At 52.8% G+C, this 23,947-nt stretch carries 23 protein-coding genes; 3 read left to right on the top strand and 20 right to left on the bottom strand.

What is annotated here, in order from left to right; all coding sequences use genetic code 11:
• Nucleotides 1-780: 780 nt before the first annotated feature.
• Nucleotides 781-2,571, top strand: a complete 1,791-nt coding sequence (gene tfpB, locus ACT53G_RS12890) for a type IV pilus assembly ATPase TfpB (RefSeq protein WP_476169611.1) — start codon at nt 781-783, stop codon at nt 2,569-2,571.
• A gap of 15 nt (nt 2,572-2,586) precedes the next feature.
• Here tfpB and ACT53G_RS12885 read toward each other — a convergent pair whose 3' ends face one another.
• From ACT53G_RS12885 to ACT53G_RS12790, 20 genes are all read right to left on the bottom strand, one after another.
• Nucleotides 2,587-3,102 carry a cytochrome b/b6 domain-containing protein gene (locus ACT53G_RS12885; RefSeq protein ID WP_476169610.1) on the bottom strand — a complete coding sequence of 172 codons (516 nt, stop codon included), beginning with the start codon at nt 3,100-3,102 and terminating at the stop codon, nt 2,587-2,589.
• A 26-nt stretch (nt 3,103-3,128) separates the two neighbouring features.
• Nucleotides 3,129-3,407, bottom strand: a complete 279-nt coding sequence (locus tag ACT53G_RS12880) for a PepSY domain-containing protein (protein WP_275356608.1) — start codon at nt 3,405-3,407, stop codon at nt 3,129-3,131.
• Between the two features lie 13 nt (nt 3,408-3,420).
• The gene (locus ACT53G_RS12875; protein WP_476169609.1) at nt 3,421-4,467 is read right to left on the bottom strand and encodes an alpha-hydroxy acid oxidase; all 1,047 of its coding nucleotides are present in this window, start codon (nt 4,465-4,467) and stop codon (nt 3,421-3,423) included.
• Between the two features lie 4 nt (nt 4,468-4,471).
• A complete protein-coding gene (locus ACT53G_RS12870; RefSeq protein ID WP_476169608.1) occupies nt 4,472-5,152 on the bottom strand; it encodes a Fe2+-dependent dioxygenase in 681 nt (226 codons plus the stop codon).
• Between the two features lie 8 nt (nt 5,153-5,160).
• Nucleotides 5,161-7,356 (bottom strand): TonB-dependent receptor, encoded by a 2,196-nt coding sequence (locus ACT53G_RS12865; protein WP_476169607.1) that lies wholly within the window; start codon nt 7,354-7,356, stop codon nt 5,161-5,163.
• A 339-nt stretch (nt 7,357-7,695) separates the two neighbouring features.
• The gene (locus ACT53G_RS12860) at nt 7,696-9,852 is read right to left on the bottom strand and encodes a TonB-dependent siderophore receptor (RefSeq protein WP_476169606.1); all 2,157 of its coding nucleotides are present in this window, start codon (nt 9,850-9,852) and stop codon (nt 7,696-7,698) included.
• 154 nt (nt 9,853-10,006) lie between these two features.
• Nucleotides 10,007-12,169 (bottom strand): TonB-dependent siderophore receptor, encoded by a 2,163-nt coding sequence (locus tag ACT53G_RS12855; RefSeq protein WP_476169605.1) that lies wholly within the window; start codon nt 12,167-12,169, stop codon nt 10,007-10,009.
• A 56-nt stretch (nt 12,170-12,225) separates the two neighbouring features.
• The gene (locus ACT53G_RS12850; RefSeq protein ID WP_476169604.1) at nt 12,226-13,059 is read right to left on the bottom strand and encodes an ATP-binding cassette domain-containing protein; all 834 of its coding nucleotides are present in this window, start codon (nt 13,057-13,059) and stop codon (nt 12,226-12,228) included.
• On the bottom strand, nt 13,056-14,129 hold the full coding sequence (locus ACT53G_RS12845) for a FecCD family ABC transporter permease (RefSeq protein ID WP_476169603.1): 1,074 nt from the start codon (nt 14,127-14,129) through the stop codon (nt 13,056-13,058). Before ACT53G_RS12845 ends, ACT53G_RS12850 begins: the two co-directional genes overlap by 4 nt.
• Nucleotides 14,126-15,070, bottom strand: coding sequence for a heme/hemin ABC transporter substrate-binding protein (locus ACT53G_RS12840; protein ID WP_476156547.1), 945 nt, complete (start codon nt 15,068-15,070; stop codon nt 14,126-14,128). The genes ACT53G_RS12845 and ACT53G_RS12840 overlap by 4 nt, the downstream gene beginning before the upstream one ends.
• Nucleotides 15,057-15,605, bottom strand: coding sequence for a HugZ family pyridoxamine 5'-phosphate oxidase (locus tag ACT53G_RS12835; RefSeq protein ID WP_194749245.1), 549 nt, complete (start codon nt 15,603-15,605; stop codon nt 15,057-15,059). Before ACT53G_RS12835 ends, ACT53G_RS12840 begins: the two co-directional genes overlap by 14 nt.
• 139 nt (nt 15,606-15,744) lie before the next feature.
• Nucleotides 15,745-16,260, bottom strand: a complete 516-nt coding sequence (gene azu / locus ACT53G_RS12830; protein WP_379073471.1) for an azurin — start codon at nt 16,258-16,260, stop codon at nt 15,745-15,747.
• A gap of 109 nt (nt 16,261-16,369) precedes the next feature.
• A complete protein-coding gene (locus tag ACT53G_RS12825; protein WP_476156545.1) occupies nt 16,370-16,609 on the bottom strand; it encodes a hypothetical protein in 240 nt (79 codons plus the stop codon).
• A gap of 103 nt (nt 16,610-16,712) precedes the next feature.
• Nucleotides 16,713-17,849, bottom strand: a complete 1,137-nt coding sequence (locus tag ACT53G_RS12820) for a PepSY-associated TM helix domain-containing protein (RefSeq protein WP_476156543.1) — start codon at nt 17,847-17,849, stop codon at nt 16,713-16,715.
• 29 nt (nt 17,850-17,878) lie between these two features.
• Complete coding sequence (locus ACT53G_RS12815; protein WP_379073468.1) at nt 17,879-18,298, bottom strand: ExbD/TolR family protein; 420 nt, start codon at nt 18,296-18,298, stop codon at nt 17,879-17,881.
• Nucleotides 18,295-19,038 carry a MotA/TolQ/ExbB proton channel family protein gene (locus ACT53G_RS12810; protein WP_194749241.1) on the bottom strand — a complete coding sequence of 248 codons (744 nt, stop codon included), beginning with the start codon at nt 19,036-19,038 and terminating at the stop codon, nt 18,295-18,297. The genes ACT53G_RS12815 and ACT53G_RS12810 overlap by 4 nt, the downstream gene beginning before the upstream one ends.
• 27 nt (nt 19,039-19,065) lie before the next feature.
• Nucleotides 19,066-19,932 (bottom strand): energy transducer TonB, encoded by an 867-nt coding sequence (locus ACT53G_RS12805; protein ID WP_476145208.1) that lies wholly within the window; start codon nt 19,930-19,932, stop codon nt 19,066-19,068.
• A 103-nt stretch (nt 19,933-20,035) separates the two neighbouring features.
• Entirely contained in the window at nt 20,036-20,254 is a 219-nt protein-coding gene (gene hemP, locus ACT53G_RS12800) for a hemin uptake protein HemP (protein ID WP_476169602.1), read from the bottom strand.
• A 183-nt stretch (nt 20,255-20,437) separates the two neighbouring features.
• The gene (gene rpsD, locus ACT53G_RS12795; protein ID WP_275356595.1) at nt 20,438-21,055 is read right to left on the bottom strand and encodes a 30S ribosomal protein S4; all 618 of its coding nucleotides are present in this window, start codon (nt 21,053-21,055) and stop codon (nt 20,438-20,440) included.
• An 84-nt stretch (nt 21,056-21,139) separates the two neighbouring features.
• On the bottom strand, nt 21,140-21,448 hold the full coding sequence (locus ACT53G_RS12790; protein ID WP_194749237.1) for a hypothetical protein: 309 nt from the start codon (nt 21,446-21,448) through the stop codon (nt 21,140-21,142).
• 198 nt (nt 21,449-21,646) lie between these two features.
• On the opposite strand from ACT53G_RS12790, the gene ilvB reads away from it, so the two are divergent.
• Nucleotides 21,647-23,410 (top strand): biosynthetic-type acetolactate synthase large subunit, encoded by a 1,764-nt coding sequence (gene ilvB, locus ACT53G_RS12785; protein ID WP_194749236.1) that lies wholly within the window; start codon nt 21,647-21,649, stop codon nt 23,408-23,410.
• On the top strand, nt 23,410-23,901 hold the full coding sequence (ilvN, locus tag ACT53G_RS12780) for an acetolactate synthase small subunit (protein WP_018987330.1): 492 nt from the start codon (nt 23,410-23,412) through the stop codon (nt 23,899-23,901). Before ilvB ends, ilvN begins: the two co-directional genes overlap by 1 nt.
• Nucleotides 23,902-23,947 lie beyond the last annotated feature (46 nt).

Below are 23,947 nucleotides of genomic sequence, written 5' to 3'. Positions count from 1 at the left end.
ATAGCGATTTGTTTCGCCTTTACGGCGACCAATCTTTCTTATGCTTGTCCATAAGAAAGAAGGCAAAGAACAAGACACCCCAGCTTCCGCTTCTTTCCTGTGCCACTCGATTTGCCGGGCGACCATCGAAACTCGTCCTGACAAGCCGCACACGTCGTGGCTTGTTGCGGAACTCGAACAGCCGATGGCCGAAGGCTCACGCCAACCCTGCGTTGCACTCTTTTAATTAAAGCGTGCGGCAGAGGGGGACCCCGAACACCAGATGAGCGTAACGGTCAGTGGATTGAATAAAAGAATTGGTTTTTGCAAGCGTCCAAACTTCAACAGTGTGACTTTGACGAGATAAATCCCATCCCATCACGCTGAGTAGCGCAGATGAAGTGGGAGCTTTCTGCCATCAACTGTTTGAGTTCCGCAGTGGCTTGCGGTTTGTGCAAGCCGCCAGGGCGAGTTTTGATGGCAGCCCACTTTACCGAGCAACGCAAGGCAGCCGAAGGCAGTGATGGCTGGGTGTCCTCCTCTTTGGTTACTTTCTGGGGGACAAGCACCAGAAAGTAACTCGCCGAGAGGCGAAAAAATGTATCTTTAAAAAACATCACTCAAGATTCTATCTTAAATAAAACTTAACAACTCTCATCAATAAGTGACAGACTCAAATTAAAAAAACCTTTAGAAAACCCAGACTAAACACATTTCAAATCTAACCAATATGACCATTTCTGCCACCTCCTGATGGCATGACTCTTGCATCATTTGCAGCTAGTCTAGCCAGCATGTGACATGAATAGTCCAATCCCTGTTTCCTTACCCAAAACCATAGAGAGCCTGCGGCTCTCGGATTTGTTACGCATGCTGGTTGCTCATGGGCATGCAGATAAAGTCCAGGCTGAAAAGCTTTATAAAGATCGCAAGCGGGACAGCTCCAAAATTCACCCGGTTGTGATTGTGGCCGAGCAAAAATGGCCGGATTTACAAAACCCCAATCAATTATTGACTGTAGAGGCCCTGAGCCGCTTTGTGGCAGAGCAGGCTGCAGTGCCTTATTATCAAATCGACCCCCTAAAACTGGACTTTAGTGCCGCGGCGCAAATTGTCTCGCAAGCCTATGCCGAGCGCCTGCGCATCATGCCGATTACGGTCAGGAATGGGGTGGCCACAATTGCGACGGCCGATCCATTCCACCAGACCTGGCTGCATGATCTGGAGCGTATGCTGAAGTTGCGCATTGAAGTGGTCATGGTGAATCCGCTGGACTTGCAGCGTTATTTGCCCGAGGTGTATCAGCTTTCTGCAGCGATTCAATCTGCCAATGCCGCCAAGGCCGGGCAAATTGTCGGCGTACAAAACTTTGAACAGTTGATCGAACTGGGCAAAGACCGCCAACTGGATGCGAATGAACAGCACGTGGTGAGCATTGTCGACTGGTTGTTTAAATATGCGTTCGAGCAGCGCGCCAGTGATATCCACCTGGAACCGCGCCGTAATCTGGGCTTGATGCGTTTTCGTATCGACGGTGTCTTGCATCAAGTGTATCAGCTGCCGAGCAATATCATGAATGCGATTACCAGCCGCATCAAGCTGCTGGGGCGGATGGACATGGTGGAGAAACGCCGCCCGCAGGATGGTCGTGTCAAAACCGTAGACACTGATGGCAAGGAGGTTGAATTACGCTTATCGACCATGCCGACCGCGTTTGGCGAAAAACTGGTGATGCGGATTTTCAAGCCGGACGTACTGGTACAGGATTTTCAGTTACTTGGTTTTTCCAAGCGTCAGGGCGAGCAATGGGCGCAGTGGACTCACCAGCCCAACGGCATCATTCTGGTCACCGGGCCAACCGGCTCGGGCAAAACCACCACGCTGTATACAACACTCAAGCAATTGGCGACCGATGAAGTCAATGTATGTACGGTAGAAGATCCGATTGAGATGATAGAGCCTGCCTTTAACCAGATGCAGGTGACACAGAATATCGGCCTGGGCTTTGCCGAAGGCATACGCACGCTGATGCGCCAAGACCCCGACATTATCATGGTCGGCGAGATCCGCGATCAGGAAACCGCCGATATGGCGATTCAAGCCGCGCTGACCGGCCACCTGGTGCTATCCACGCTGCACACCAACGATGCGCCATCCGCTGTCACGCGCTTGCTGGATTTAGGCGTGCCTGCCTACCTGATACATTCCAGCCTGCTGGGGATTATGGCGCAGCGGCTGGTGCGCACCTTGTGCCCGCATTGCAAAACAGAAGCCACCATTTCAGACGCAGAATGGGCCAGCGTTACGCGCCCGTTCAAGGCCGCCAAACCGGCAAAAATCATGAAAGCCGTGGGCTGCAAGGAGTGCCGCAACACGGGTTACCGTGGTCGCACCGGCATTTATGAGATGCTGACACTCACACCGACCTTACGCAAACTGATCACGCCTGAAACCGATTTGATCCAACTCAGACAGGCTGCCACGCAAGCGGGGATGCAACCTTTGATGTTAAACGGTGCTGAGAAAATTGCGGCAGGCCTGACAACCGTAGACGAAGTGCTCAAGGTTGCCCCACCGATTGAAGTAGATTAAAGGCGCAAGGCCCGCTTATTTGCGTAAGTGAATGCGGCCATGCCACATTTGCCGCACTAAATGCTGCTTGGACAAGCGTCCAATCCAGATCACCGCAACAATATGCAATGCAATCACGGCCATCAGTAACCAACTCAACAGCGCATGAATCACAACCGGCCCCTCTTCGCCCCAAAAGGCATCGGTGCGGCTTAACCAACCAGTCAGCGCCAGCAAGGCAATCAGCATCCAGATGACATACACGGCCCATTGGCCTAGCGGATTGTGCCCGGCATGCACAGGCAGGGTTGCTTGACGCACCTCTGCAATATGAGCGCGGATGTCACGCAGGCCGGGCAGATGAAAGCGCGCACTTGGGTATGCGCTAAAACACCCGGCCATGATGCGGATCATAATGATTGCCAGCACAGCGTAGCCAACCGTGCGATGCAGCGCATCCGTTTCATACCAGACATGGCTCATCAGCCACAATGCCATCACCCCGGCTGCCACCAGCCAGTGACTCAGACGCACCCACCAGGGCCAAAGCATTGCGGATGGCTGCAACATCTCCCCACTTAGTCTTTCAAGCCGATGGCTTTGACGATCGCCAGCGTTTTCATGTCGAAGTAAATCTCAACCTTCTTACCCTCTTTGTTACGGCCATAAATTTCATAACAATTACCATCTACTTTAAATTTTTTGATGGTATAGCCTTCTGCTTCCAGTGCTTCTTTAAGGGTATCTTCTGAAGCCCACTCCTCTTTTGGATAGGATTTGCAATCCGCCGCGGCCAACGCAGCTTGTGCATGCAGCAGGCCGATTGCCAACAAGAGTGAAAAACCAATTTTTTTCATCAAAACGTCCTTTTCATGATTCAAACAATTCTACCTGGCGCAGCTCTGCCAAATTCGAAACGCCAGTCAACGCCATGGTCATTTCCAGCTCATCACGCAAAGTGCGGATCACTTTTGCCACGCCCATCGCGCCTTCTGCAGCCAGGCCCCAGATGTAAGGGCGACCAATACAAACGGCATCGGCGCCCATCGCCAGCGCTTTAAACACATCTTGCCCGGAGCGGACACCACTATCCACCAGGATTTTGCATTGGCTACCCACGGCAGCCACGATCGTTGGCAGCACTGCCGCCACTGACGGGGTGCTATCAAGCACGCGGCCACCGTGATTGGAAATGACCACGCCGTCACAGCCGCATTCCACCGCCCGTTGGGCATCCTCTACATGCATTAGGCCTTTCAGTAGCAGGGGGAGGTTCACTTGCTGCCTGAGCCAGGCAACATCCTCCCAGGTCGGCGCCTGCGTCATCCAGCCATCGAACACCGGGCTTTGGCCTGCTTGCAAGGGTCGCATCGCCAATGGCTGCGCCAGATTGACTGCCGAAATCCCTTCGGGTAAATCAATCAAAGCTTGCTTGACTGGCGCATCGACAGTGAACACGACTGCGCTAATGCCAGCTGCCACGGCTTTATGCAATAACGCTTGGGTACGTTCACGATCGCCTTGCCAATAGAGCTGAAACCAGAGCGGTTGTTGCGCCTGCATCACAATCTCGCTCACGGCTTGACTGGCCAGACTGCTCACCATCATCTGCCCCTGCTGGGCATTGCAAGCGACAGCGGTGCCAATGTCGCCATCGGCATGAAACAAGCGCTGATAAGCCACTGGCGCCAGCAGGATGGGATGCGCCCATTGCTCGCCAAAAATGCTACAACTTGTGTTGGGCTGATGGAGGGATTGGAGTGGACGTGGACAGACCTTCTTGCTTTGCCAGCCCGTTTCGTTGACCTGCAATTGCAACCCGTTCCCGGCATCTGACTGCAAATAATGCCAGACATCAGCTGGCAATTTGGCTTGCGCTTGCTGGGCAAAATAGGGGAGCAAAGGTAAGGACTGCATTCGCTTAGAGCGCCCACTGGCGCAACAGGTTATGGTAAATGCCGGTTAACTGCACCACTTCTGGCGTTTCCCCTTGTTGCTGGCGCAAGCGGACCAAGGCCATATCCATATCAAATAGCATGCGCCGTCGCGCGGCGTCGCGCACCATGCTCTGAATAAACATAAAGCTAGCCAAGCGCTCACCACGCGTGACCGGCGTCACCGCATGCACCGAGCTAGAGGGATAAATGACGATAGCACCCGCTTTGAGCTTGATGCGCTGGTCACCAAACACATCCTGCACCACCAGCTCACCGCCTTCATATTCATCCGGGTCGTTAAAAAACAGGGTAGCCGAAACATCTGCCCGTACCCGCGCACTGCCATCCGGCATGTGACGCATGGCACTATCGACGTGAAATCCATAGGCATTGGTCTCACCAGCATAACGATTCACAAAAGGCGGCAAGATTTTGTCTGGCAAAGCGGCCGAAAAAAATAAAGGATCGCGCTGCAATGCCTGCAACACGATCCTGCGGATTTGTGCCAGCAACGGGTCGTCTTCGGCCAGTTGCTGGTTGTTTTTAACGCTGGCTGCCTGAATACCGGCGGTTGTGCGGCCATCCACCCATTGCGCCTGCTTCAGCAAGGCACGGATAGTATGCAGCTCTTCTTCAAACAAAACCCCCGGTAAACTTAACAGCAAATTAACTCCTAAAACTTGTACTCAGTAGTTACGATAGCCTGGCGACGGTTGCCTGGTGTCAAGAAAGCACCATTATCATAAATCGCATCATAATACGTTTTGTCTAGCAAGTTCTTGATATTTAAACGCACCGCCCATTTCGGTTGTTCGTAGGCCACCATCGCATCGACGCGTGCATAGCCAGGCGCAGTATTGGGCTTGAAGGTGCCATTAACAAACAAAGTGCTCGCATTGGTGGTCGTTGGGCTATATCCATACCGGTCTGCTTTCGCCTCAACGCCACCACCAATTTTCCACCCATTACTCCAGTCATACGTTGTCCAAAGATTAAACGTAGTACGCGGCGTGTTTCTTGCCCGCTGACCATCCAGCCGGGTATCGGCATTAGTTTGAACACCAGCAGTACTAATATTCTCTGCAGCGTTGATAATCTTTGCATCCAATAAAGCGATACCAGCAAAGACATCCCAATGCTCGGTGACTTTACCAGTCAACTCAACCTCCAACCCATTTGTGCGACGACGCTTGGTCAGAATAGAGTTATTACCAAAAGCAATCAAATCAGTGTTTCGCTCCCAATCCTTGGTGGTTGTAAATATCGCTGTTCTTAAAGCTAAATCACCATCCATAAACAACCACTTGCTACCAATCTCTAATGTACGGCTGCGCTCGGGCGGTTGCTTGACTGTCGTCAACTGATACAGGTCAGCAGTTGGGCTAAATGAATTGCTGTAGGTAATGTAATAGTGTTGGTCTGTGGTTGGTTGCCATGAAAGTCCACTTCTGTAACTGTTTTGGCCATAATCAAGGTGTGGTGCAGCGCTAGTCGTGTAATCCGCCTTCATTTCATCGCGTCTTATCCCAACCAATGCCGTCCAATGTGGCATAAACTCCACGCTATCTTGTGCATATACCGCGTAGTTGTTAGCACTGAATCTTGCATATTGTGTATTGGCAGCCGTGATTGCAGTTTCCTCATCTTCACTGAACTCAGGGGCTGCGCTGGTACCCAAATTGCGCAATGAATTGCGATAGGAATGTTCATGCAGGTATTCAACGCCAGTCAAAACGGAATGTGTCATACCTGCCAGCGTCAGTTTGGTACTAAAATCTGATTGCAGGTTGTAGGTTTCATAATGCTGAGTTCGCGTAACATCATTGTTATTGTTACCACCCAATCCTAAACCAGAAGTGCCAGCCAAAGTTGCGTTAGGTGCAAATGCAGCGCTTGGTGTTTTTGCCCAGTAAGCGCGCTCATAATCAGCATGTCGTAATTGCGTACGCAATTGTGTGTCGTCATCAAACTTGTGCGTAAAAATACCGGTAGTGATATTGGTATCACTGTTATCAAAGTTTTGGCTTCCGCCGTAAAAGGAGGAGTCATCAACTTTATTACCTGCAATCGTAGTATTGATCGGCCGTTTGTTTACAAATGAAATACCAAAGTCTGGCACATCGCGCGTACGCAGATAGACATGGTTCAAGAACAGCTCATTTTCGGTACCGATACCAGCCCCAAAACTGACGGCAATCCCCTGACGATCAATCTCAGGATGATCCCCGTTTGCCGGGTTTTTACGATAGGTTTCTTCATGTCTGTCCATCACATTCACGCGAATCGCGGCAGTGTCTGTCAGCTTCTTGTTGAAGTCGCCTGTCGCCTGATGGTAATCATAATTGCCCAAGCTACCTGTCACGGTATTTTTGTCATTTAACTCAGCCATCTTGGTGACCTGGTTAATCACGCCACCCGCCTGGCCACGCCCGAACAACATTGCCGCAGAACCACGCAAGACATCTACCTGCTCCAGGTTAAATGTCTCACGGTTGTACTGTGCGGTATCACGCATGTTATCCAGGTAAATGTCGCCAAAGGTATAAAAACCGCGCAGGTTAAAGTTATCGCCAGCACGGCCCCCTTCAGCCGCATTGACTGATAAGCCAACCACATTCCGCAAGGCTTCACGCAGTGAGCCAACTTGCTGATCATGCAGCAATTCTCTGGTTAGCGTAGTGACTGCCTGCGGCACATCTTGCGGATCCTGATAGGTTTTACCGACGCGGGTCTTGGTCGCTTGATAGCCTTTGTTAGGCGCATCTTGAATTCGTTGCGTTTTGACCTTCACCTCGGTCATGGTCTGAGTCGCGTCTGCAGTTTTTTTCTCTTCATCTGCCGCGATCGCAATTGCTGGAAGCGCCATCATCAGCGCTATCGTCATTGTTTTTTTATTAAAGCCGGATGGCATAAATAGTTCCCGTCATTGATTGAATGAGTTAATTGCTGGCTACTGGAAACAATGCTCGTTGGCTTGCAAATTGAATAAGCACGAATGATAACAATTCTCATTTTTACAAGCAATGAAAGGTTGTGCGAGAATTTATTTGTGCAAATGTAAATGCTGGTGGAAATCCAAGCGTCATATAGCTCAAATTGTGCGGTGCCGTTTAATCGAAGTAGGTGCGGCCTGTGCTCTGGGCACAAACCGCATCAGGGCAGCTAGCCTGACGCCAATATCAAGCTAGCTGTGTGTGACAGGGGCCAGTTAAAAATCCAGGCGCAGATTGGCCTGCAAGGTTCTTGGTCGGCCGACGCCTAACAGGCTGTTCCCTGCGGTACTCCAGTAGTCTTTATCCGTGACATTGTCGACCACGACCTGAAAAGTGGCTTTTTGCTTGCCCAGCAGGGTCTTATATCTGGCCCCTACCGACCCAATCGTGTAGCCATCTATGCTGGCTTGATTAAATGCATTCACCTGTTGCTTGCCGCTATAAAACAAGCCCGCGCTCAAAAACAGGCCTGGGACCTGCGCAATCTGGTATTCGCCAAACAGACTGGCAGTTTTCTCTGGTGTATTTTCTGGCGTATTGCCATTGCTAGCCGCGTCAGGTGTTTTCAAGGTTGCATCCATCAGCAGGAAAGAGGCGGCAACAGACAGCCTCTCCGTCAACTCGCCAGTAGCAGCAAATTCCAAGCCTTGATAATTTGCATCCCCATTAACTTTGAAAGTATTGGTCACCGGATTGGTAAACGCTGCGGCGCGCTCAATATCAAAATAAGCCAATTGCAGCAAAAAGCGGTTAAACAATTGGGTTTTTACGCCAATTTCATTTTGTCTTGATTTTGCCGGGTTCAGCAACTCGCCTGCATTGGCCCGGTTAGCTGGTGCCTGACCACTATCTTCAAACCCTTCAATGTAACTGGCGTAGAGAGAAATATTTGGCTGAAGTTTGTACATCAGCGCCACGGAGGGGATGACTTTTTTGGCGTTGAAGCGCGTAGCCGTTGCCGTGCCTGCATTGGTGGCAATGGTCTCGGTGTCATAACGACTTTGCCGCGCACCTGCCATGAGGGTCCATTGGTCTGTCAACGCCATTTGATCAAATACATACAGGCCTCGATCCAGAATTGTCTGGTCAGATAAACGATTATTGGAAACCGCCGCAAGCACAGGAACGACTCTGGGATTGAAATAGTTTTGAGCAACAGAAGTGCTGGCAAACATGGGTGTCACGCCTTCACGCTGATTACTGGTGTACCCCAAGGTGAGCTGATGCTTGATGGGGCCCGTTTCCAGCAAGCCGAGTAACTCGGTTCTAAAATTGGTGTTGGTAAAGACCTGATTACGCACAAACGACACCTGAAGCTGCCCTTCTCCGGTCAGCGGGTTAAAGTTCTGAAACTGTGAAAAGTTACGGTCGCGCTCCGTCTTGGCTCGTCCAGCTTCAAACAACCAACTCCAGTCATCACTCAAGGCATAATCGGTCCTGAACAGAATATTGGTTGCCTCAGCATCATAGTGCTGCCATTTGCCCGCCAGGTTTTGCGTCGCCGACGGCACAGGTGGCAGCGTGATTTTACCGTTGACGGCTGTCGGTACGGCAATTGCAGCCTGCTCTGAAACATCTTTGCGGTAATGCTCAAGGTCAAGCTTGAAAGACAATTTATCGTTTGCACGCCAATCTAATGCGGCTGAAACCAGACCACGGCTGCCGTCATAATGGTCAATGCCAATATCTTCGCTGCCAGTGACCACATTAAAACGTGCACCAAACTGCTGCTCAGCGCCAAAGCGCTTGCCATAGTCCACATGGGCGCTACGCGCACCAAATTCATTGGTAGACAGCGTCAGGCTTTTGTTTTCAACCTTGCCAGCCCGCTTGGTTACCAGGTTGATAATGCCAGAGGGCGGCACCAGGCCGTAATACAGAGACGAAGCCCCTTTGAGCACTTCTACCCGCTCTTTGTTTTCTAGTGGCGTATCAATCAGGTTAATAATCGGCAACGAACCATTGAGCCGGTAGTTTCCGCGGTTCTCGACCAGAATGCCTCGGATCGCAATATTGTCATAGGTCGAGCCACTCAATTGCGAGCGTGAAACCCCTGCGGTGTTCCGCAATGCGCCAAACAATGAGTTGGTCGCTTGCGCATCCAACACCTCACGCGTCACCGTGTTCACGGTCAAGGGCACGTCCAGCGGATTCATGTCTCTAAACGTCCCGACCTGTACCGTGTTTGAGTGAAAACTCTGACGACGGCTGGTCGATACCTCAACTTCACCCAGAGTTTGCTGATCGTCATCAGTGTTTGTTGCAGCTGGCGCAGAAGCAGTCTTCCCAGCCTCCCCCTGCGCCCAGGCTGCCGACATCGGCAAGGCTAACAACAACGACAAATAAACTGTTTTTAATCGAATCACGGTCACACAACACTCCCATATTAAATAAAGCTGGCTACTGGAGTGCGAAACTCGATGGCTGGCAAACAACAAGATCAATCTGATTTTTATTTTCAAAACCCTCAGCACCCCTCCCTATCAGGGGCCAGTAAACATACCGGATTGCTAAGAGGTTGGCGTTCTAATAACGCCACGTAAGTGTGGCTAAAGCACTGATGGGCGCGGCGTAATAAGCCTGACCCGCATAGGCATAACGTAAGCTGGTGAGGTACTTCTCGTTAGTCACGTTATACAGATTCAACGCCGCGTCCCAATGCTGGTCAATCTTGTAATTTGCGACCAGATTGAGGGTGGCATAGCTGTCCTGGCGATAGCGGAAAGTACCCACGTTTTGCAAAGTGATATCCACATGCGTTTCGCTTTGCCAGTAAAGATTGGCCCCTAACTTGAGGTGTTCCACATAAGGCACTTTATACATTGCTGCGACGTGCATCTGATGCCTGGGGGTGTAAGGATTAACATTTTTGCCGTCTGAGTTCTTCAGGCTCATCAAGCGCGTATAGCCCGCATTCATGCTCAACCGATCCGTCAACTGTCCGGCAATATCAAACTCGTAGCCTTTGCTAATCGCCTCTATGCCCTCATAAATCGAGGTTGCACCTTGGGTGCCAACTTGCTGCGGCAAATGTTCTTGTTCAGTTTTGAAGAGTGCAAATGTGCTGTTTAACTGGCCATTTAGCCATTCACTTTTGACCCCCGCCTCGTAATTCTTGCCCTGCAAAGGCGGCAAGACTTTAAAGTCGCGGCCAAGCTCGGCTTGCGGCTTATAAATGCCTGTATAGCTCGCATACAACGAATGCTGATCGTTGATATCGTATACAGCCCCCAGATATGGCGTAAGCTTGTTATCCTCTTTTGCTGACTGCGGTACACCGTAACTGATCCCCTGCAAGTCGTAACTCAGCAAGCTGCCGCCAGCAGTCACTTTCAGGTCATCCATCACATTGATTCTGGCCGCTGCGTAGGTATTGATGGTGCGAGTCGAAAAATCAGCCACTTTGCTCTCTGGCCCAAAGGTTGGCAGCGGGAAGTCTGCAGCAGACTCAAAGCTTGCCAGCGGTGTGCCAATGGCACCAAAACGTGAATAGTCGCGTACATCCGCCTTGCTCAAGGTGGTTCCCAAGACCAATTCGTGTTTGCGACCTGCCAACTCTACGGGACCATTCGCATAAAAATCTAAGACATTGTCCTCCGTACGGGTATGGTATCGGCCTGGGTAGCTTAAGAGACCCAAGCCAGTCGAACGCACTTCGTTGCCATAAATGTAATGCAGTCTTGCATCAGCCTCAGTCTGCTTGTGGGTCAGCTGTCCTTTGGCTTTCCAGCCATTGGCAAACAGATGAGTCATTTCAGCGAAGCTGATATTGGTGCCTACATCCCAGTAACTCCAATGGGGGGCAGTACTATCTGAGCGTTTATAATGTCTAGGACTTCCATCAGCGTATAGCAACGGTAAACTGCCCCAGTTATTACCGCTAGAGTTATTCTGCTGATAGGTGTGGCCGACGGCCACGCTGGTACGGTCAGAAAGATCGGCTTCAATCACACCATATGCCACGTTGCGCTCATTGCTATAGCGATCCAGATAAGAATTCTTGTCCTGGTGTGCCATCACCAAACGGGCACGTACACTGCCATCCGCATTAAGCGCCCCCGAAACATCCGCATCCAGCCGACGGTTATCCCACGAGCCAGCTGTGGCATTGATCTGTGCTTTAAGGTCCTTGGTCGGGCGCTTGCGAATAAAGTTAATGGTCGCGGAGGGATTGCCGGTGGAGGTAAGCAAGCCATTTGCGCCACGCAACACTTCAATCCTGTCGTACAGCGCAACATCCAGGTCCCCATATTGCGTGCCATAGGTGATCGGTGTACTTAATCCATCAATTTGAAAGTTGGTGATGTTAAACCCACGTGCCGTATATTCGCTGCGGTCTGTTTCAAATTGCTCGACACGGACCCCGGTCGCCAGCGATAACGCATCATTCACGGTCAACGCACGAAAATCATCCATGAGCTGCCGTGTAATGACCGAGATCGACTGTGGGGTGTCGCGAAGACTGGTATTCAACCGTGTGGCGGTCGCCGTCGCGTTTACAGTGTATGACTTGGTTTGTTCAGAGGGCTGATCATGGGCGATTTTGGACGTGACTTTTACTTCTGGCAAGGCGTCGACTTCCCCCTTTTGATGCTGGTCTTCAGCAAACCCCGGCTCGTGAAACGCAATGAGCAAGGCAACAAACAAACGGCGATAATGCGCGTGATGTATTAAAGATAATTGAGACATGCAATTCCCCTGACAAACAATCGCTGGCTACAGGAGAAAACACTCGTTGGCTTGCACTAAAGCATTAAATGATAACAATTATCATTAACAAAATCAACAGATGGGACTGTGGGCCTCTCGGGAGCGACCAGGGTCTGGCCTTGCTCGGTGACCGCACTGACCAAATTGACATCGTACAAAGCAGCCAGCGTCGACAGGGCAATTTGCCTGCGTGGATAATCGCCCATGAGACGCCCGTCTTTAATCAGCACGAGCCGGTCGAATCCCTGCAAGGCCTGGTTAATATCATGCAAGATGGCGAAAATCGCATGCCCACGCTGGCGGGCAAACTGATCCATGGCGGCCATCAGTTGCCACTGCAAGCCCGGGTCGAGCGCCGCCATCGGCTCATCTACCAGCAACAGGCCTTGCTCGATATCCCACAATTGCGCAAACACTCTGGCGAGATGGACGCGCGCCTTTTCGCCACCGGACAGGGTATCGAACCGGCGCGGCAGCAAGTGCCGGGCACACGCCAGTTCTGCGGCCTGGCGCACTATCCCATTTAAATCAGGATCGACCATTCTGGCGACCCGGCCAAGACCAATCACCAGTTCGACGGGCAATCCAAAAGCGACCTCATGCGACTGTGGCAAGATGGCGCGTTGGCGGCTTAAGTCGACCAGTGACCACGTTGTCAAACAGCGCTCACGCAGCCTGACTTGGCCACTGCTGGGCAAATACTCGCGCGCGAGCAACTTGAGCAAGGTGGATTTACCGGCGCCACTGGGTCCGAGCACCGCAATCCGTTCACCTGGCTGCACGGTCATCGAGAACGGACCAAAAACATGGCCTCCCAATTTGAGCGTCACGGCTTGCAGCTCGAGCAACTGTGCAGCGCGATGGCTCATAGATGACCGCCTTTTCTGAGGCTCCCGAGCAATAGCAAGAAGAACGGCGCACCCAGCAATGCCGTAAAAATCCCAACTGGAATTTCTGCGGGAATCGCCAGCGTACGGGCCGCCGTATCAGCCAATAGCAACAGGATGGCGCCAACCAGCATGGCAAGAGGGGCTAGACGACGCTGATCAGGCCCGATCAATAAACGCACAATATGTGGGGCGACCAAGCCGATAAAACCGATCATGCCACACCAGGCGACGGCAAACCCGCTCAATAGCGCCACCAACACAATGACACGGCGGCGTAATTGACGCACGTGAATGCCGACATGGGCGGCCGCCGCCTCACCGAGCGCCAGTGCATTCATGGCATTCACCAGCCGTTGCATATAGGCCAACGCGGCGATTAACAACAGCGACAACAACAACACCAGCCGCCAACTGGCACTCGCCAGCGACCCTAACGTCCAGAATGTGAGGCTACGCAGCTGTTCATCCGTCGCCAGATAGGTGCATAAGCCTATGACGGCGGTAGCCAGCGCATTGAGCGCAATTCCGGTCAGTAACAATCCGGCAATCGAATCTGCCGTGAGCCAGCGCGCCACGCCATCCAGCAAAAAGCAGACACTTACCGCGCCGACAAAAGCCGTCAGTGGTAACAGCCAATAGCGTAAAGCGATGGGAATCTCCATCCCCGAGCCAGCCAGCAGCACAATCGTTAACGCCGCCGCGCAGGCGGCACCACTACTCACCCCCAGCAACCCCGGATCGGCCAGCGGGTTACGAAACAGGCCTTGCGTGAGCGCGCCTGACAATCCCAAGGCAGCCCCAACCAGTGCCGCAAACAGAATGCGCGGCAATCGCAGATTCCACAGCACATAAGCACCGCCTGTGAGCGGATGAGAGGGGTCATTCAACCAGCCGATGCGCCAGTCAGCCAACGTCACGGGGACGGCCCCCGCCCAGGCCGACAATGCGAGCAGGATCAGCAAGACAAGACCCAAACCCCAGGAAGGATATGTTGCAAAACGGGTGGTTAGGCGCTCGCAGAAGACCGGCCAGGCGGTTGCGCTGATCATAGGGTCATGGCCTTGCCGAGCAATTGATCAAGTGCGGCGACGGCCTGCGGCAATCGTGGCCCGAACCCTAGCATGAACATGGCTTCCAGCGCCACAATCCGGCGATGCTCCCCGGCAGGCGTCTGCGCCAGGCCAGGCAGCCACAGTGCGCCTTCGACTCCACCCACCACCGCCAGCCCTTGCTCTGTGAACAAAACGACCTCTGGCTGCGCCGCAATCACGGCCTCGGGCGTCAAGGGCTTAAAGCCCTGGAAGCCCTGCACCGCATTGCGTGCGCCCACATAATGCAACATGGCCTCGGCACTGCTCCCCTGCCCTCCCACCATGACCTGGCCGGGGGCGTGTGACAACACAAACAGCACACGTGGGCCCTGCCCTTTACGTGCCAGAATCGGCGCACGCACACGCTGCCAGTCGGCTTTGAGTTTGTCTACGCATTGCGTCGCCGCTGGCGTACGATCAAGTAAATGCCCAAGCTGTTGCATACGATCTACCACGCCTTCAAAGCGGTCATGCGCCGCCAGAATACTTAGCGGCACACCTGCCGCCTGAACTTGCCTTAGCACGGCTGGGGGCCCGGCATCTTCAGTGGCGACTACCAGGGTCGGCGCCAATGCCAGAATCCCTTCGCTGGACAAGGTGCGTGCATAGCCAACACTGGGTAACCTGGTGGCCGCCGCCGGAAAAAGCGAAGTGGTATCTACACCGACCAAGGTCTGGCTGGCACCGAGTGCATAAATCATTTCTGTCAAAGCACCGCCGATACTGACGATGCGCTGGCTCGCGGGCTCGGTGTCTGCGGCCCACACCAAAGACTGGGGCAATAGGGCTGTGATTCCCAATGCACCCGCTTGCTGTAAAAATTGCCGTCTGGCCGCCACTGAAGCATTCATGGCATGAATACGTGTTTTCTGCTTATCCATGCCATCAAACCAACGCATCCAGATCCGCCTGACTGGCGCTATCTGGCGCACGATGGCCTTGTTCGTTACGGTGCGCCACCTCAGATAAATCCTGGCCGGTCAGGCGATAGGCTTTGGCAAAGCCAGCCACATAGCTGCCCTCTAACGGTGTTAAGGCATACAGGTGAAAGTCCGTCAGTTTGGCGATCACTTCCATAAATTTGCCAAATTTGGCATGAAACTGATCCATCACCAATACAAACGTAGCTTCATCCCTAGGCACTTCTTGCGCCTGGCATTGCAGCACCAGACGCTTTCTGGCAAATGGATGGCTGGCTGCCTGCTCGCTTTCGATAAACATCACCGAGCAACGACCGTGATGTTGCAAATTGGCGCAATGGGCGGCCAACTCACTCACATAAATATAAAACCGCTGCTCGTGCTCGACAAAAGTGGCATAGCTGGCTTCAGGCCATCCCTGGTCACTGGTGGTCGCTAACTGCAGGGATTGAAACTGCCGGTGGAACGCATTGGCTTCAGTGCCAACGGCCTGTAATTTTTGTGTGTCTTGCATCGTGTTCTCCTCAAACGCACTCATCATGTTTTAGCCGCGGTAACGCTTTGCTTTTACTGCCAGTAAGAAACAAAGTGACCGCCCGCAACTGGGCCCTGTGCCCATTTGAACCTGCCGGTGCAGGCAGGTTCTGCAAGGACTAGATCAGCTTGAGCGTGCCTTTCATCATCGAGGCATGGCCGGGGAATGAGCAAAAGAAGACATAACTGGCTGATGCATCCAGCTGCTTGGGTGTAAGGCTGGTCTCTGCACTCTCACCACCGCCAATCACCTGGGTGGCGGCGAGCACGCGACTGTCCTGCGGTTTGACAAAAGACTTGGCGATGCCTGCCTTCATGCCATCTTGCAATACGCCCTGTTCATCAGCCTGTTTGCTGATTACCAGGTTATGGCCCATGATGTTTTTAGCCATGGTGCCGGTATGCTTCAAGCGAATGGCAAAAGAGGCACAGGCTTTGGGCACAGCAATTTCCTTGACGTTATAGCTCATGGCATCCGTGGCTTCTACCGTGACTTCACAATGGTCTGCGGCCTGCGCATTGGCTTGTAGTAATAAAGTGCTGGCAACCACGGCGAGCGGCGCGGCTTTTAACAATAAGCGCGCTGAAAAAGAAGGCTGGCTCGCGGAAAGGCGGGGGTTAAAAGTGAGTTTCATCTATGCTCCAATCATCCAATTTAAAAACTGGCTGGCTACTGGAGTGACGACTCGGTGGCTGGCTAAACTAAAGACGGCCCGGCAGCTTGCGGGGCAATCAAAAAAAGACTTACTTGCGGGCGCGCCCAGGCTGGCCGGGCAAAAAACGGGCAGGCAAGCGCGGCTTGCAAAGATAGTAATAAAGGCTGATCACAATCGGCAGCGCCACCGCTGCATCCGACAGCAATTCGCGGGCATCATCTACCAGCAAGGCAGTCACCAGGCCCAGAACAGTGATGAGGCCAATGACCAGCGGCCATAAAAAGATTTGTGACAGTGATTTACTTTGCATAAACAGATGTGTGACCATGATTCATGTTCGCCTATTGAGACATCGCCGTTGAAACCCCAGAGGTTTAAATTCACAAACAGTGTCGATATTCACAAAAAACGCTATTCATAAAACCGGATGCTCAACTCGCCTCACTGAGTATGATGCGCGTTTGAATATCCGGTACATATTGGTGGCGTTTTTTCCACCAGAGTTTGAGCCCGGTCCACAACACCACAATACTTAATATATCCAGCACCGCCCAAATCCACTTCAAGGTCATGCCGCCATAATCGCCAAAATGCAGCGGCTGCGACACCAGCAAGCCCACCAGATACCAGGGCAACGGGCGACTATCGGTCAGCTGTGCGGTCTGTGCATCGATCAGCACGGGCTTGAACAGGCGCTTGGTCAGCGGGCTATCGCCACGCATGAAAATGCCATAATGATGCTGGCTGGTATAAGGCGTGCCGGGAAAAGCGATAAAGCCTAATTCCATCTCGGGTTCGGCACGCTGCGCCACTTGCAAAGACTGCTGCAGTGAGGCAAACGCTGTCGGTGGAGGCAGGTTTTTATAGGGCGCGACCATTTGCGCCATTTGGTCAAATTGCCAGTATTTAATCAGCAAATCCGACCAGGTATTGATCACGCCGGTCGCCCCCACCACCAGCAACCAGCAGAGCGTGACGATGCCCAGAAAGTTATGGATATCAAGGCGCTTGAGCTTGTCGCCACGCTGGTGACGGATCTCGCCAAACGGCAGTTTGCGCATGAAAGGCGCATACAGCACCACGCCGGAAATAAGGGCAATCAACAGCAAAAAGCCCATCAAACCCAGGAACAACATGCCAGGCAAGCCCGCGAACAGATCAACATGCAGCTTGAACATCACATATAAAAAGCCTTCGTCATCCTTGGGCTCACCCAGCACCTGTGCCGTACGCGCATCGAGTACCACGTTGTGGGTATTCGTGATGTCAGTCGGCGTCGCACCCAAGCGGACCACCCACTGCAATGGCTCGTCGTCTTCGCGGTACATATATTGCGGCACCAGCTTGGGGTAACGGGCTTTGGCCGCCACCATCAGGCTATCCATGCTGGCATTGGGCCCGGCATGGCTGATCACGGGTGTTTCAATCTGGTCACCCAGCAGATGATGCAGCTCATGCATAAAAATCAGGGGCAGGCCGGTCAGGCATAACAGCAACATGAATGCTGTACAGACCAGACTGCTCCATTTATGGATCCATGCCCAGCGGCGGATGGTTTGCTGTTTCATATGCGATGGTTAACTCAGATGAATTTGAATCAAGGTTGCGGCTGGCTGACAAAGCCAATTTTTTTCATGCCCGCTGTTTGCGCCTTGGCCAACACTTCGGCCAGCACCTGATAGCGGGTGTTTTTATCGGCGCGAATCTGCAACTCGGACTGTTGCTGCCTGCCTGCTTCTTCCTGCAACTTGGCAGCCAACTCTGGCGCCTGGATTTCGCTATCGTTCCAGAACAGCTTACCGTCTGCATCCACCGCCAGATCAATGACTTCCGGCTTTTCCTCCAGTGGCTGCGAGGTGGCCTGAGGCAAATCAATCTTGACCGCATGCGTCAGCAAGGGCGCAGTAATGATAAAAATCACCAGCAAGACCAGCATCACATCCACCAGTGGCGTGGTGTTGATTTCACTCATGGGCTGGGTGTGTTCACCCGCGCTAAAAGGATTTTGCCCCATCATAGGTTGCCACCTTTGCTTGCGACTTTAGCGTGCAGCTCAGTCACATTGGCAGGTTTCTGACCTTGCTTGATCATCAATGGCGCACCCGTAGTCAGCAAGGTATGCAAGTCTTGCGCAAAATTCTCGAGCTCGGCCATGACACTGCGATTCGCCTTGATAAAGGCGTTATAGGCCAACACAGCCGGGATCGCCACCGCCAGACCAATCGCCGTCATAATCAAAGCCTCACCAACCGGGCCGGCCACCTTGTCGATGGTCGCCACGCCGGATTGGCCAATCGCGGTCAGCGCGTGGTAAATCCCCCACACCGTCCCAAACAAACCAACAAACGGTGCCACGCTGCCCACAGAAGCAAGCACAGACAACCCGCTCTCCATGCCTGCCTGCTCTTGCGACAAGGTACGGCGCAACTGGCGTGCAACAAACTCATCTTGACTGCAAGCCGCGCCCAGAGACTGGCTGGCATGCTGCTGATGGTGCTGGGTAGATTCCACGGCAGTCAGCGCCAGGCGGAACGCTGGTGATTGCATCTGCGTATCCTGCAGGGCCTCTTGCAAAGTCGCTTTGCGCCAGAACTGCTTAACATAAGCCGTGACTTCGCGCTTGTGCTTGAAGACTTGCCAAGCCTTGACCACAATAAAATACCAGCTCATGACCGACATGGTCAGCAGCACCAGCGCCACGATGACCGAGACAACCCCACCCTCGGTAATAAATGCCAAACCACTAGTTGATTGCATCAAACGTTCCTTTCAATAAAAACTGATTTAATTTTGTGTGAGTGAGAAAGACAATGGCACATTGACGAAAGCGCTGAGCGCCTTGCCGCCTTTGCGGGCTGGCTCAAACCGCCATTGCTTGACGGCATTGAGTGCCGCCTTGTCCAGCCGCTCATAGCCACTGCTTTTAAAAATCTCTACCGACTCCGGGTGACCTTCTGCCGACACCAGCACCCTGAGCAACACGCGCCCCTCTTCACCGGCGCGCTGTGACAACCGCGGGTATTCCGGCGCCGGGTTGTTCAGGTAAGCCACGCCAAACTTTGGCGGCTCCTCTTTTTCTTCCACCTCGTGCTTGGGTGGCGCAGCAGGCGCAGGTGCGGGCTTGCTAGGGGCAGCAGCTTGCGGTGCTTCCAGCGGCGGCGCGGCAGGCTGGGTGCTGGCTTCAAACTTGGGCTGATCTGGCGTGGTTTCCGTGATCCGCTCCACCACTGGTGCCGGGCGCTCTATGGGCTTGACTGGCGTTTCTTTTGGTTTGATCACCGGTTTCACCACCGGCTGCTGCTTGATGATGGGTACCACCTCTGGCGCAGGCGCCTCCTCTTTTTTTGCAGGCAAGGTAATCAACGATACCGTGATCGGCTCTGGCTTGGGCAACTCAATGAGTTCCTCTTCAAACAGCAGAAAACTGGCGATCACCAGCGCATGCAGCGCGACCACCAGCAGCATGCCCACTGCATGCCAACCCTGGCGGCGGTCACGCATGAGCAACTGTTCAGTCGCCAATACTGACCAGCGGAACACCCCCGCCAGCTCGCCCAACTGCCGCTTATGCAAACTCAACTCAGGCAAGCTGGTAGCCGACATCCGGGCGGGCTTCAACGACAACCCACGCAAAGACTCACGTTGCGCCATTAGCGTCCATCTCCTACAAAAAGACTGTTTATTAAAGTGCTGAAGGCAACCTGCTGGTTGCCTGCTTCACATTGATATTTCACCACACCCAACGCGCTCTTAATCATGAAGAGACGCCATGCCCTATATTGTCCTGACACTTGGTCAGCAGCAATTTATTTTGCCTGGTCCGGGTGAGTCGGTACTCATCACGACCATGCATAATGGCTACCACGCCGCGCTTCCCCAGCAATTCATTGGCATCCACCACAGGCACGCCGGTCTGAGTCGCGTTGGCGGCATTTTGCCCTTGATTCAACTCAGGCTGCAAGCGATTCATCATCTACAATCCAGTCCAAAAAAAAGCCGACTTACATGCTTGCGCACTGCGGCATCAGATTTCAAGGAACACCCTTACCAGGGGTAATTTGGCGCATTAAAAACACGCCTATTTGAGCAGTGACATGTTGGGGTTAGGAGCACCACTCAAATTCATTGGCCTGCAGGCTTGCACCTGCACGCGAAATTAAACGCGGTTAGCGTAGTATTCAACCACTTGCTGCACTTCAATCGGGAACGGCACATCCTCAATGGATGGCAAGTGACCAATTTTTGCCGAGGCGGTCGTCGTATCCACAGATAACCACTCGGGGATGGTCAGACTGGGCGTCGCCATCGACTCGGCCACCATCGGAATTTTGCGACTTTTCTCTTTGAGCGTGACCACATCACCCACTTTCAAACGCACGGAAGCAATATTGACAGACTTGCCGTTTAACAACACATGCCCATGATTGACCAACTGGCGCGCAGCAATGCCCGTAGGCGCAAAACCAGCCCTGAACACCACGTTATCCAGACGGCGCTCAAGCAAAGACATCAATTTGTCACCGGTAGGCTCCGAACCTTTACGCGCTTCCAGCATCAGCTTGCGCATTTGCTTCTCGCTCACACCATAGTTAAAGCGGATCTTCTGCTTCTCCACCAACTTCACGGCAAAATCCGAGCGACGACGACGCGAAGCCTGCTGACCATGCTGGCCAGGCGGATTGGGTCTATCTTCAATCGACTTGCGTGACAACCCTGGCAACTCCACGCCCAGGGCGCGCATAATCTTGAGTCGAGGTCCGGTGGTTCTTGCCATTTCAATACTGCCTTTCTTAATCTTTTGTTTTTTGTATGCGATGTACTCTACTTAATGCAACGAGCGCCTGCGCCCTTGCGCCTATCATTGCATGGTGGCCGACGGGGTCACAAACTCAGACACCGCCTGCTGCATGGCAAAGGTTTGATGCGCTTGCAACAACTCTTGCCATTCACGCAACAATTGCCTGGCCGCCGAGGTAATCAAACCACTCTCTGCATACTCAGGCGCATTCAAAGTTTGGGCCAGACTGCAACCCAACAAGGCCAAATCCTCCGAAGGATTCATGGCATAGCGCGTTGCCACACAACTCAGCGAAACCAGCACCGCACTTGCGGTCGGCAGGTCAGGATCGAACAACTGGCTGGGTGATGCGCCTTGTAAACTCTGCATGGCGTGTATGCCTCTCGTTAACTGTTATGCAAATGATAATGTTTCTCATTTATAAAGTCAACTATTGATTGCAGGGATTGCAATATTGAACCCGGCATCACTGAAAGTCGGGCTCGGTCAGTGCGAAATCTTGACCAAATTAGTAAAGCAAGTTAATGTATAGGGTTCAACATTTATTAGCCGAAAAATCAAGGTTTTATGGACGCCTCAGCCCACTCTGCGACAGACACCCACGCCAAATCCATGACAGGTGCGGACATTGTTGTCTCCTGCCTGAATGAAGAAAAAGTCAAATTCGTCTTTGGCTATCCAGGTGGTGCGGTCTTGCATATCTATGATGCTTTATATAAACAGAATGGCTTCAAGCACATTCTGGTGCGTCACGAGCAAGCGGCTGTGCATGCGGCAGATGCTTACTCACGTGCAACAGGGGATGTTGGCGTCGCCTTAGTCACCAGCGGTCCAGGTGCGACCAATGCGGTAACCGGCATTGCCACGGCCTATATGGATTCAATTCCACTGGTGGTGATCAGTGGTCAGGTCCCTGTGCCAGCGATTGGCATGGACGCCTTCCAGGAAGTCGACATGGTGGGGGTGACTCGCCCGTGCGTGAAGCACAACTTCCTGGTCAAGCACGTTAAAGACATTGCGCCGACCATCAAGAAAGCATTCTTCATCGCCAAAACCGGCCGTCCCGGTCCAGTGGTCGTGGATATCCCTAAAGATATCACGGCGCACGTGGCTGACTTTATCTACCCAAAAACGGTAGAGATGCGTTCTTACAACCCGATTTTGAAAGGCCATAGCGGCCAGATCAAAAAAGCGGTCAAGCTGCTGCTGGGTGCAAAACGTCCGATGATTTACACCGGCGGCGGCCTGGTATTGGGTAATGGTGCGGCTGAGCTGGTAAAACTGGCTAAGGCGTTGAATTTCCCTGTTACCAACACCCTGATGGGGTTGGGCGGCTACCCTGCCACTGACAAACAGTTTGTCGGCATGCTGGGCATGCACGGGTCTTATGAGGCCAATATGGCCATGCAGCACTGTGACGTGTTGCTGGCCGTTGGCGCGCGCTTTGACGACCGCGTGATTGGCAATCCCAAACATTTTAGCAGCCACAAACGCACCATCATTCATATTGATGTCGACCCATCCAGCATCTCCAAACGCGTCAAGGTAGACGTGCCGATTGTTGGCGACGTGCAATCCGTGCTGTCTGACATGAACGAAATTTTGGCGCAAGAAGAAAACCAGAGTACAGACACCGCCGACTGGTGGTCCCAAATCAATGAATGGCGCGGCATCCAGTCGATGGATTACGCCTATTCAGACACCGTGATCAAACCACAGTACGTGATCCAGAAGTTATGGGAAGTCACCAAAGGCGAAGCCTATGTGACTTCTGACGTGGGCCAGCACCAGATGTGGGCGGCGCAATACTACAAGTTCGACAAGCCACGTCGCTGGATCAACTCCGGCGGCTTGGGCACCATGGGCGTGGGCTTGCCATACGCCATGGGTTGCCAATTTGCCGACAAAAATGCACAAGTTGCCTGTGTGACCGGCGAAGGCAGTATCCAGATGAACATCCAGGAGCTGTCCACCTGTGCGCAATACGGCCTGCCGATCAAGGTCATTCTGTTGAATAACCGTTACTTGGGCATGGTGCGTCAGTGGCAGGAGTTCTTCTACGAGAACCGCTACTCAGAATCCTACATGGATAGCCTGCCTGACTTTGTCAAACTGGCCGAGTCTTATGGCCACGTTGGCATGCGCATCACCGATCCGGCGGATGTAGAAGGCGCCCTTAAAGAAGCGTTTGATAGAAAAGACAAATTTGTATTTATGGACTTTTTAACCGACCAAACAGAAAACGTCTTCCCGATGGTTGAAAACGGCAAGGGCCTGTCAGAAATGGTATTGAGCCCACGCACGGCCAGCCGCCTGAAAGGGGAAGAATAATGCGTCACATTATTTCACTGCTGATGGAAAACGAAGCAGGCGCCCTGTCACGCGTGGCCGGCCTGTTTTCTGCCCGCGGTTACAACATTGAATCACTCACGGTGGCGGTCACCGAAGACCCTACCCTGTCTCGCATGACGATTGTGACCACAGGCTCCGATGATGTGATTGAACAAATTATCAAGCAACTCAACAAGTTGATTGACGTGGTCAAGGTGCTGGATCTCAACGATGGCAAGCACATTGAGCGCGAACTGATGCTGGTCAAGGTCAAAGCCACCGGCGTCCATAAAGACGAAATGAAGCGCATGTGCGACATTTTCCGCGGCCGTATTATCGATGTGGCCGACAATAGCTACACCATTGAGCTTACCGGCTCTTGCAGCAAACTGGATGCGTTTATTGAAGCCATAGACCGCAGCGCGATTCTTGAAACCGTGCGTACGGGTGCTTCCGGCATTGGTCGTGGCGACCGCATCCTCAAGGTTTAACCGGAATTATTTTTTACAGACAAAGCATTTGTATTGAAAGGCAAAA

The sequence above is a fragment of the Methylophilus sp. DMC18 genome, assembly GCF_056314005.1.
The sequence above is the reverse complement of the archived record's forward strand: the minus strand, read 5'-3'. Positions and strand labels throughout refer to the sequence as shown.

Bases quoted from the DNA above. Each gene is read 5' to 3' on its own strand.
- tfpB (WP_476169611.1), top strand. From the start codon at position 781: ATGAATAGTCCAATCCCTGTTTCCTTACCCAAAACCATAGAGAGCCTG.
- ACT53G_RS12885 (WP_476169610.1), bottom strand. From the start codon at position 3,102: ATGCTTTGGCCCTGGTGGGTGCGTCTGAGTCACTGGCTGGTGGCAGCC.
- ACT53G_RS12880 (WP_275356608.1), bottom strand. From the start codon at position 3,407: ATGAAAAAAATTGGTTTTTCACTCTTGTTGGCAATCGGCCTGCTGCAT.
- ACT53G_RS12875 (WP_476169609.1), bottom strand. From the start codon at position 4,467: ATGCAGTCCTTACCTTTGCTCCCCTATTTTGCCCAGCAAGCGCAAGCC.
- ACT53G_RS12865 (WP_476169607.1), bottom strand. From the start codon at position 7,356: ATGATGGCGCTTCCAGCAATTGCGATCGCGGCAGATGAAGAGAAAAAA.
- ACT53G_RS12855 (WP_476169605.1), bottom strand. From the start codon at position 12,169: ATGTCTCAATTATCTTTAATACATCACGCGCATTATCGCCGTTTGTTT.
- ACT53G_RS12850 (WP_476169604.1), bottom strand. From the start codon at position 13,059: ATGAGCCATCGCGCTGCACAGTTGCTCGAGCTGCAAGCCGTGACGCTC.
- ACT53G_RS12845 (WP_476169603.1), bottom strand. From the start codon at position 14,129: ATGATCAGCGCAACCGCCTGGCCGGTCTTCTGCGAGCGCCTAACCACC.
- ACT53G_RS12840 (WP_476156547.1), bottom strand. From the start codon at position 15,070: ATGCGTTGGTTTGATGGCATGGATAAGCAGAAAACACGTATTCATGCC.
- ACT53G_RS12835 (WP_194749245.1), bottom strand. From the start codon at position 15,605: ATGCAAGACACACAAAAATTACAGGCCGTTGGCACTGAAGCCAATGCG.
- azu (WP_379073471.1), bottom strand. From the start codon at position 16,260: ATGAAACTCACTTTTAACCCCCGCCTTTCCGCGAGCCAGCCTTCTTTT.
- ACT53G_RS12825 (WP_476156545.1), bottom strand. From the start codon at position 16,609: ATGGTCACACATCTGTTTATGCAAAGTAAATCACTGTCACAAATCTTT.
- ACT53G_RS12820 (WP_476156543.1), bottom strand. From the start codon at position 17,849: ATGAAACAGCAAACCATCCGCCGCTGGGCATGGATCCATAAATGGAGC.
- ACT53G_RS12815 (WP_379073468.1), bottom strand. From the start codon at position 18,298: ATGATGGGGCAAAATCCTTTTAGCGCGGGTGAACACACCCAGCCCATG.
- ACT53G_RS12810 (WP_194749241.1), bottom strand. From the start codon at position 19,038: ATGCAATCAACTAGTGGTTTGGCATTTATTACCGAGGGTGGGGTTGTC.
- ACT53G_RS12805 (WP_476145208.1), bottom strand. From the start codon at position 19,932: ATGGCGCAACGTGAGTCTTTGCGTGGGTTGTCGTTGAAGCCCGCCCGG.
- hemP (WP_476169602.1), bottom strand. From the start codon at position 20,254: ATGATGAATCGCTTGCAGCCTGAGTTGAATCAAGGGCAAAATGCCGCC.
- rpsD (WP_275356595.1), bottom strand. From the start codon at position 21,055: ATGGCAAGAACCACCGGACCTCGACTCAAGATTATGCGCGCCCTGGGC.
- ACT53G_RS12790 (WP_194749237.1), bottom strand. From the start codon at position 21,448: ATGCAGAGTTTACAAGGCGCATCACCCAGCCAGTTGTTCGATCCTGAC.
- ilvB (WP_194749236.1), top strand. From the start codon at position 21,647: ATGGACGCCTCAGCCCACTCTGCGACAGACACCCACGCCAAATCCATG.
- ilvN (WP_018987330.1), top strand. From the start codon at position 23,410: ATGCGTCACATTATTTCACTGCTGATGGAAAACGAAGCAGGCGCCCTG.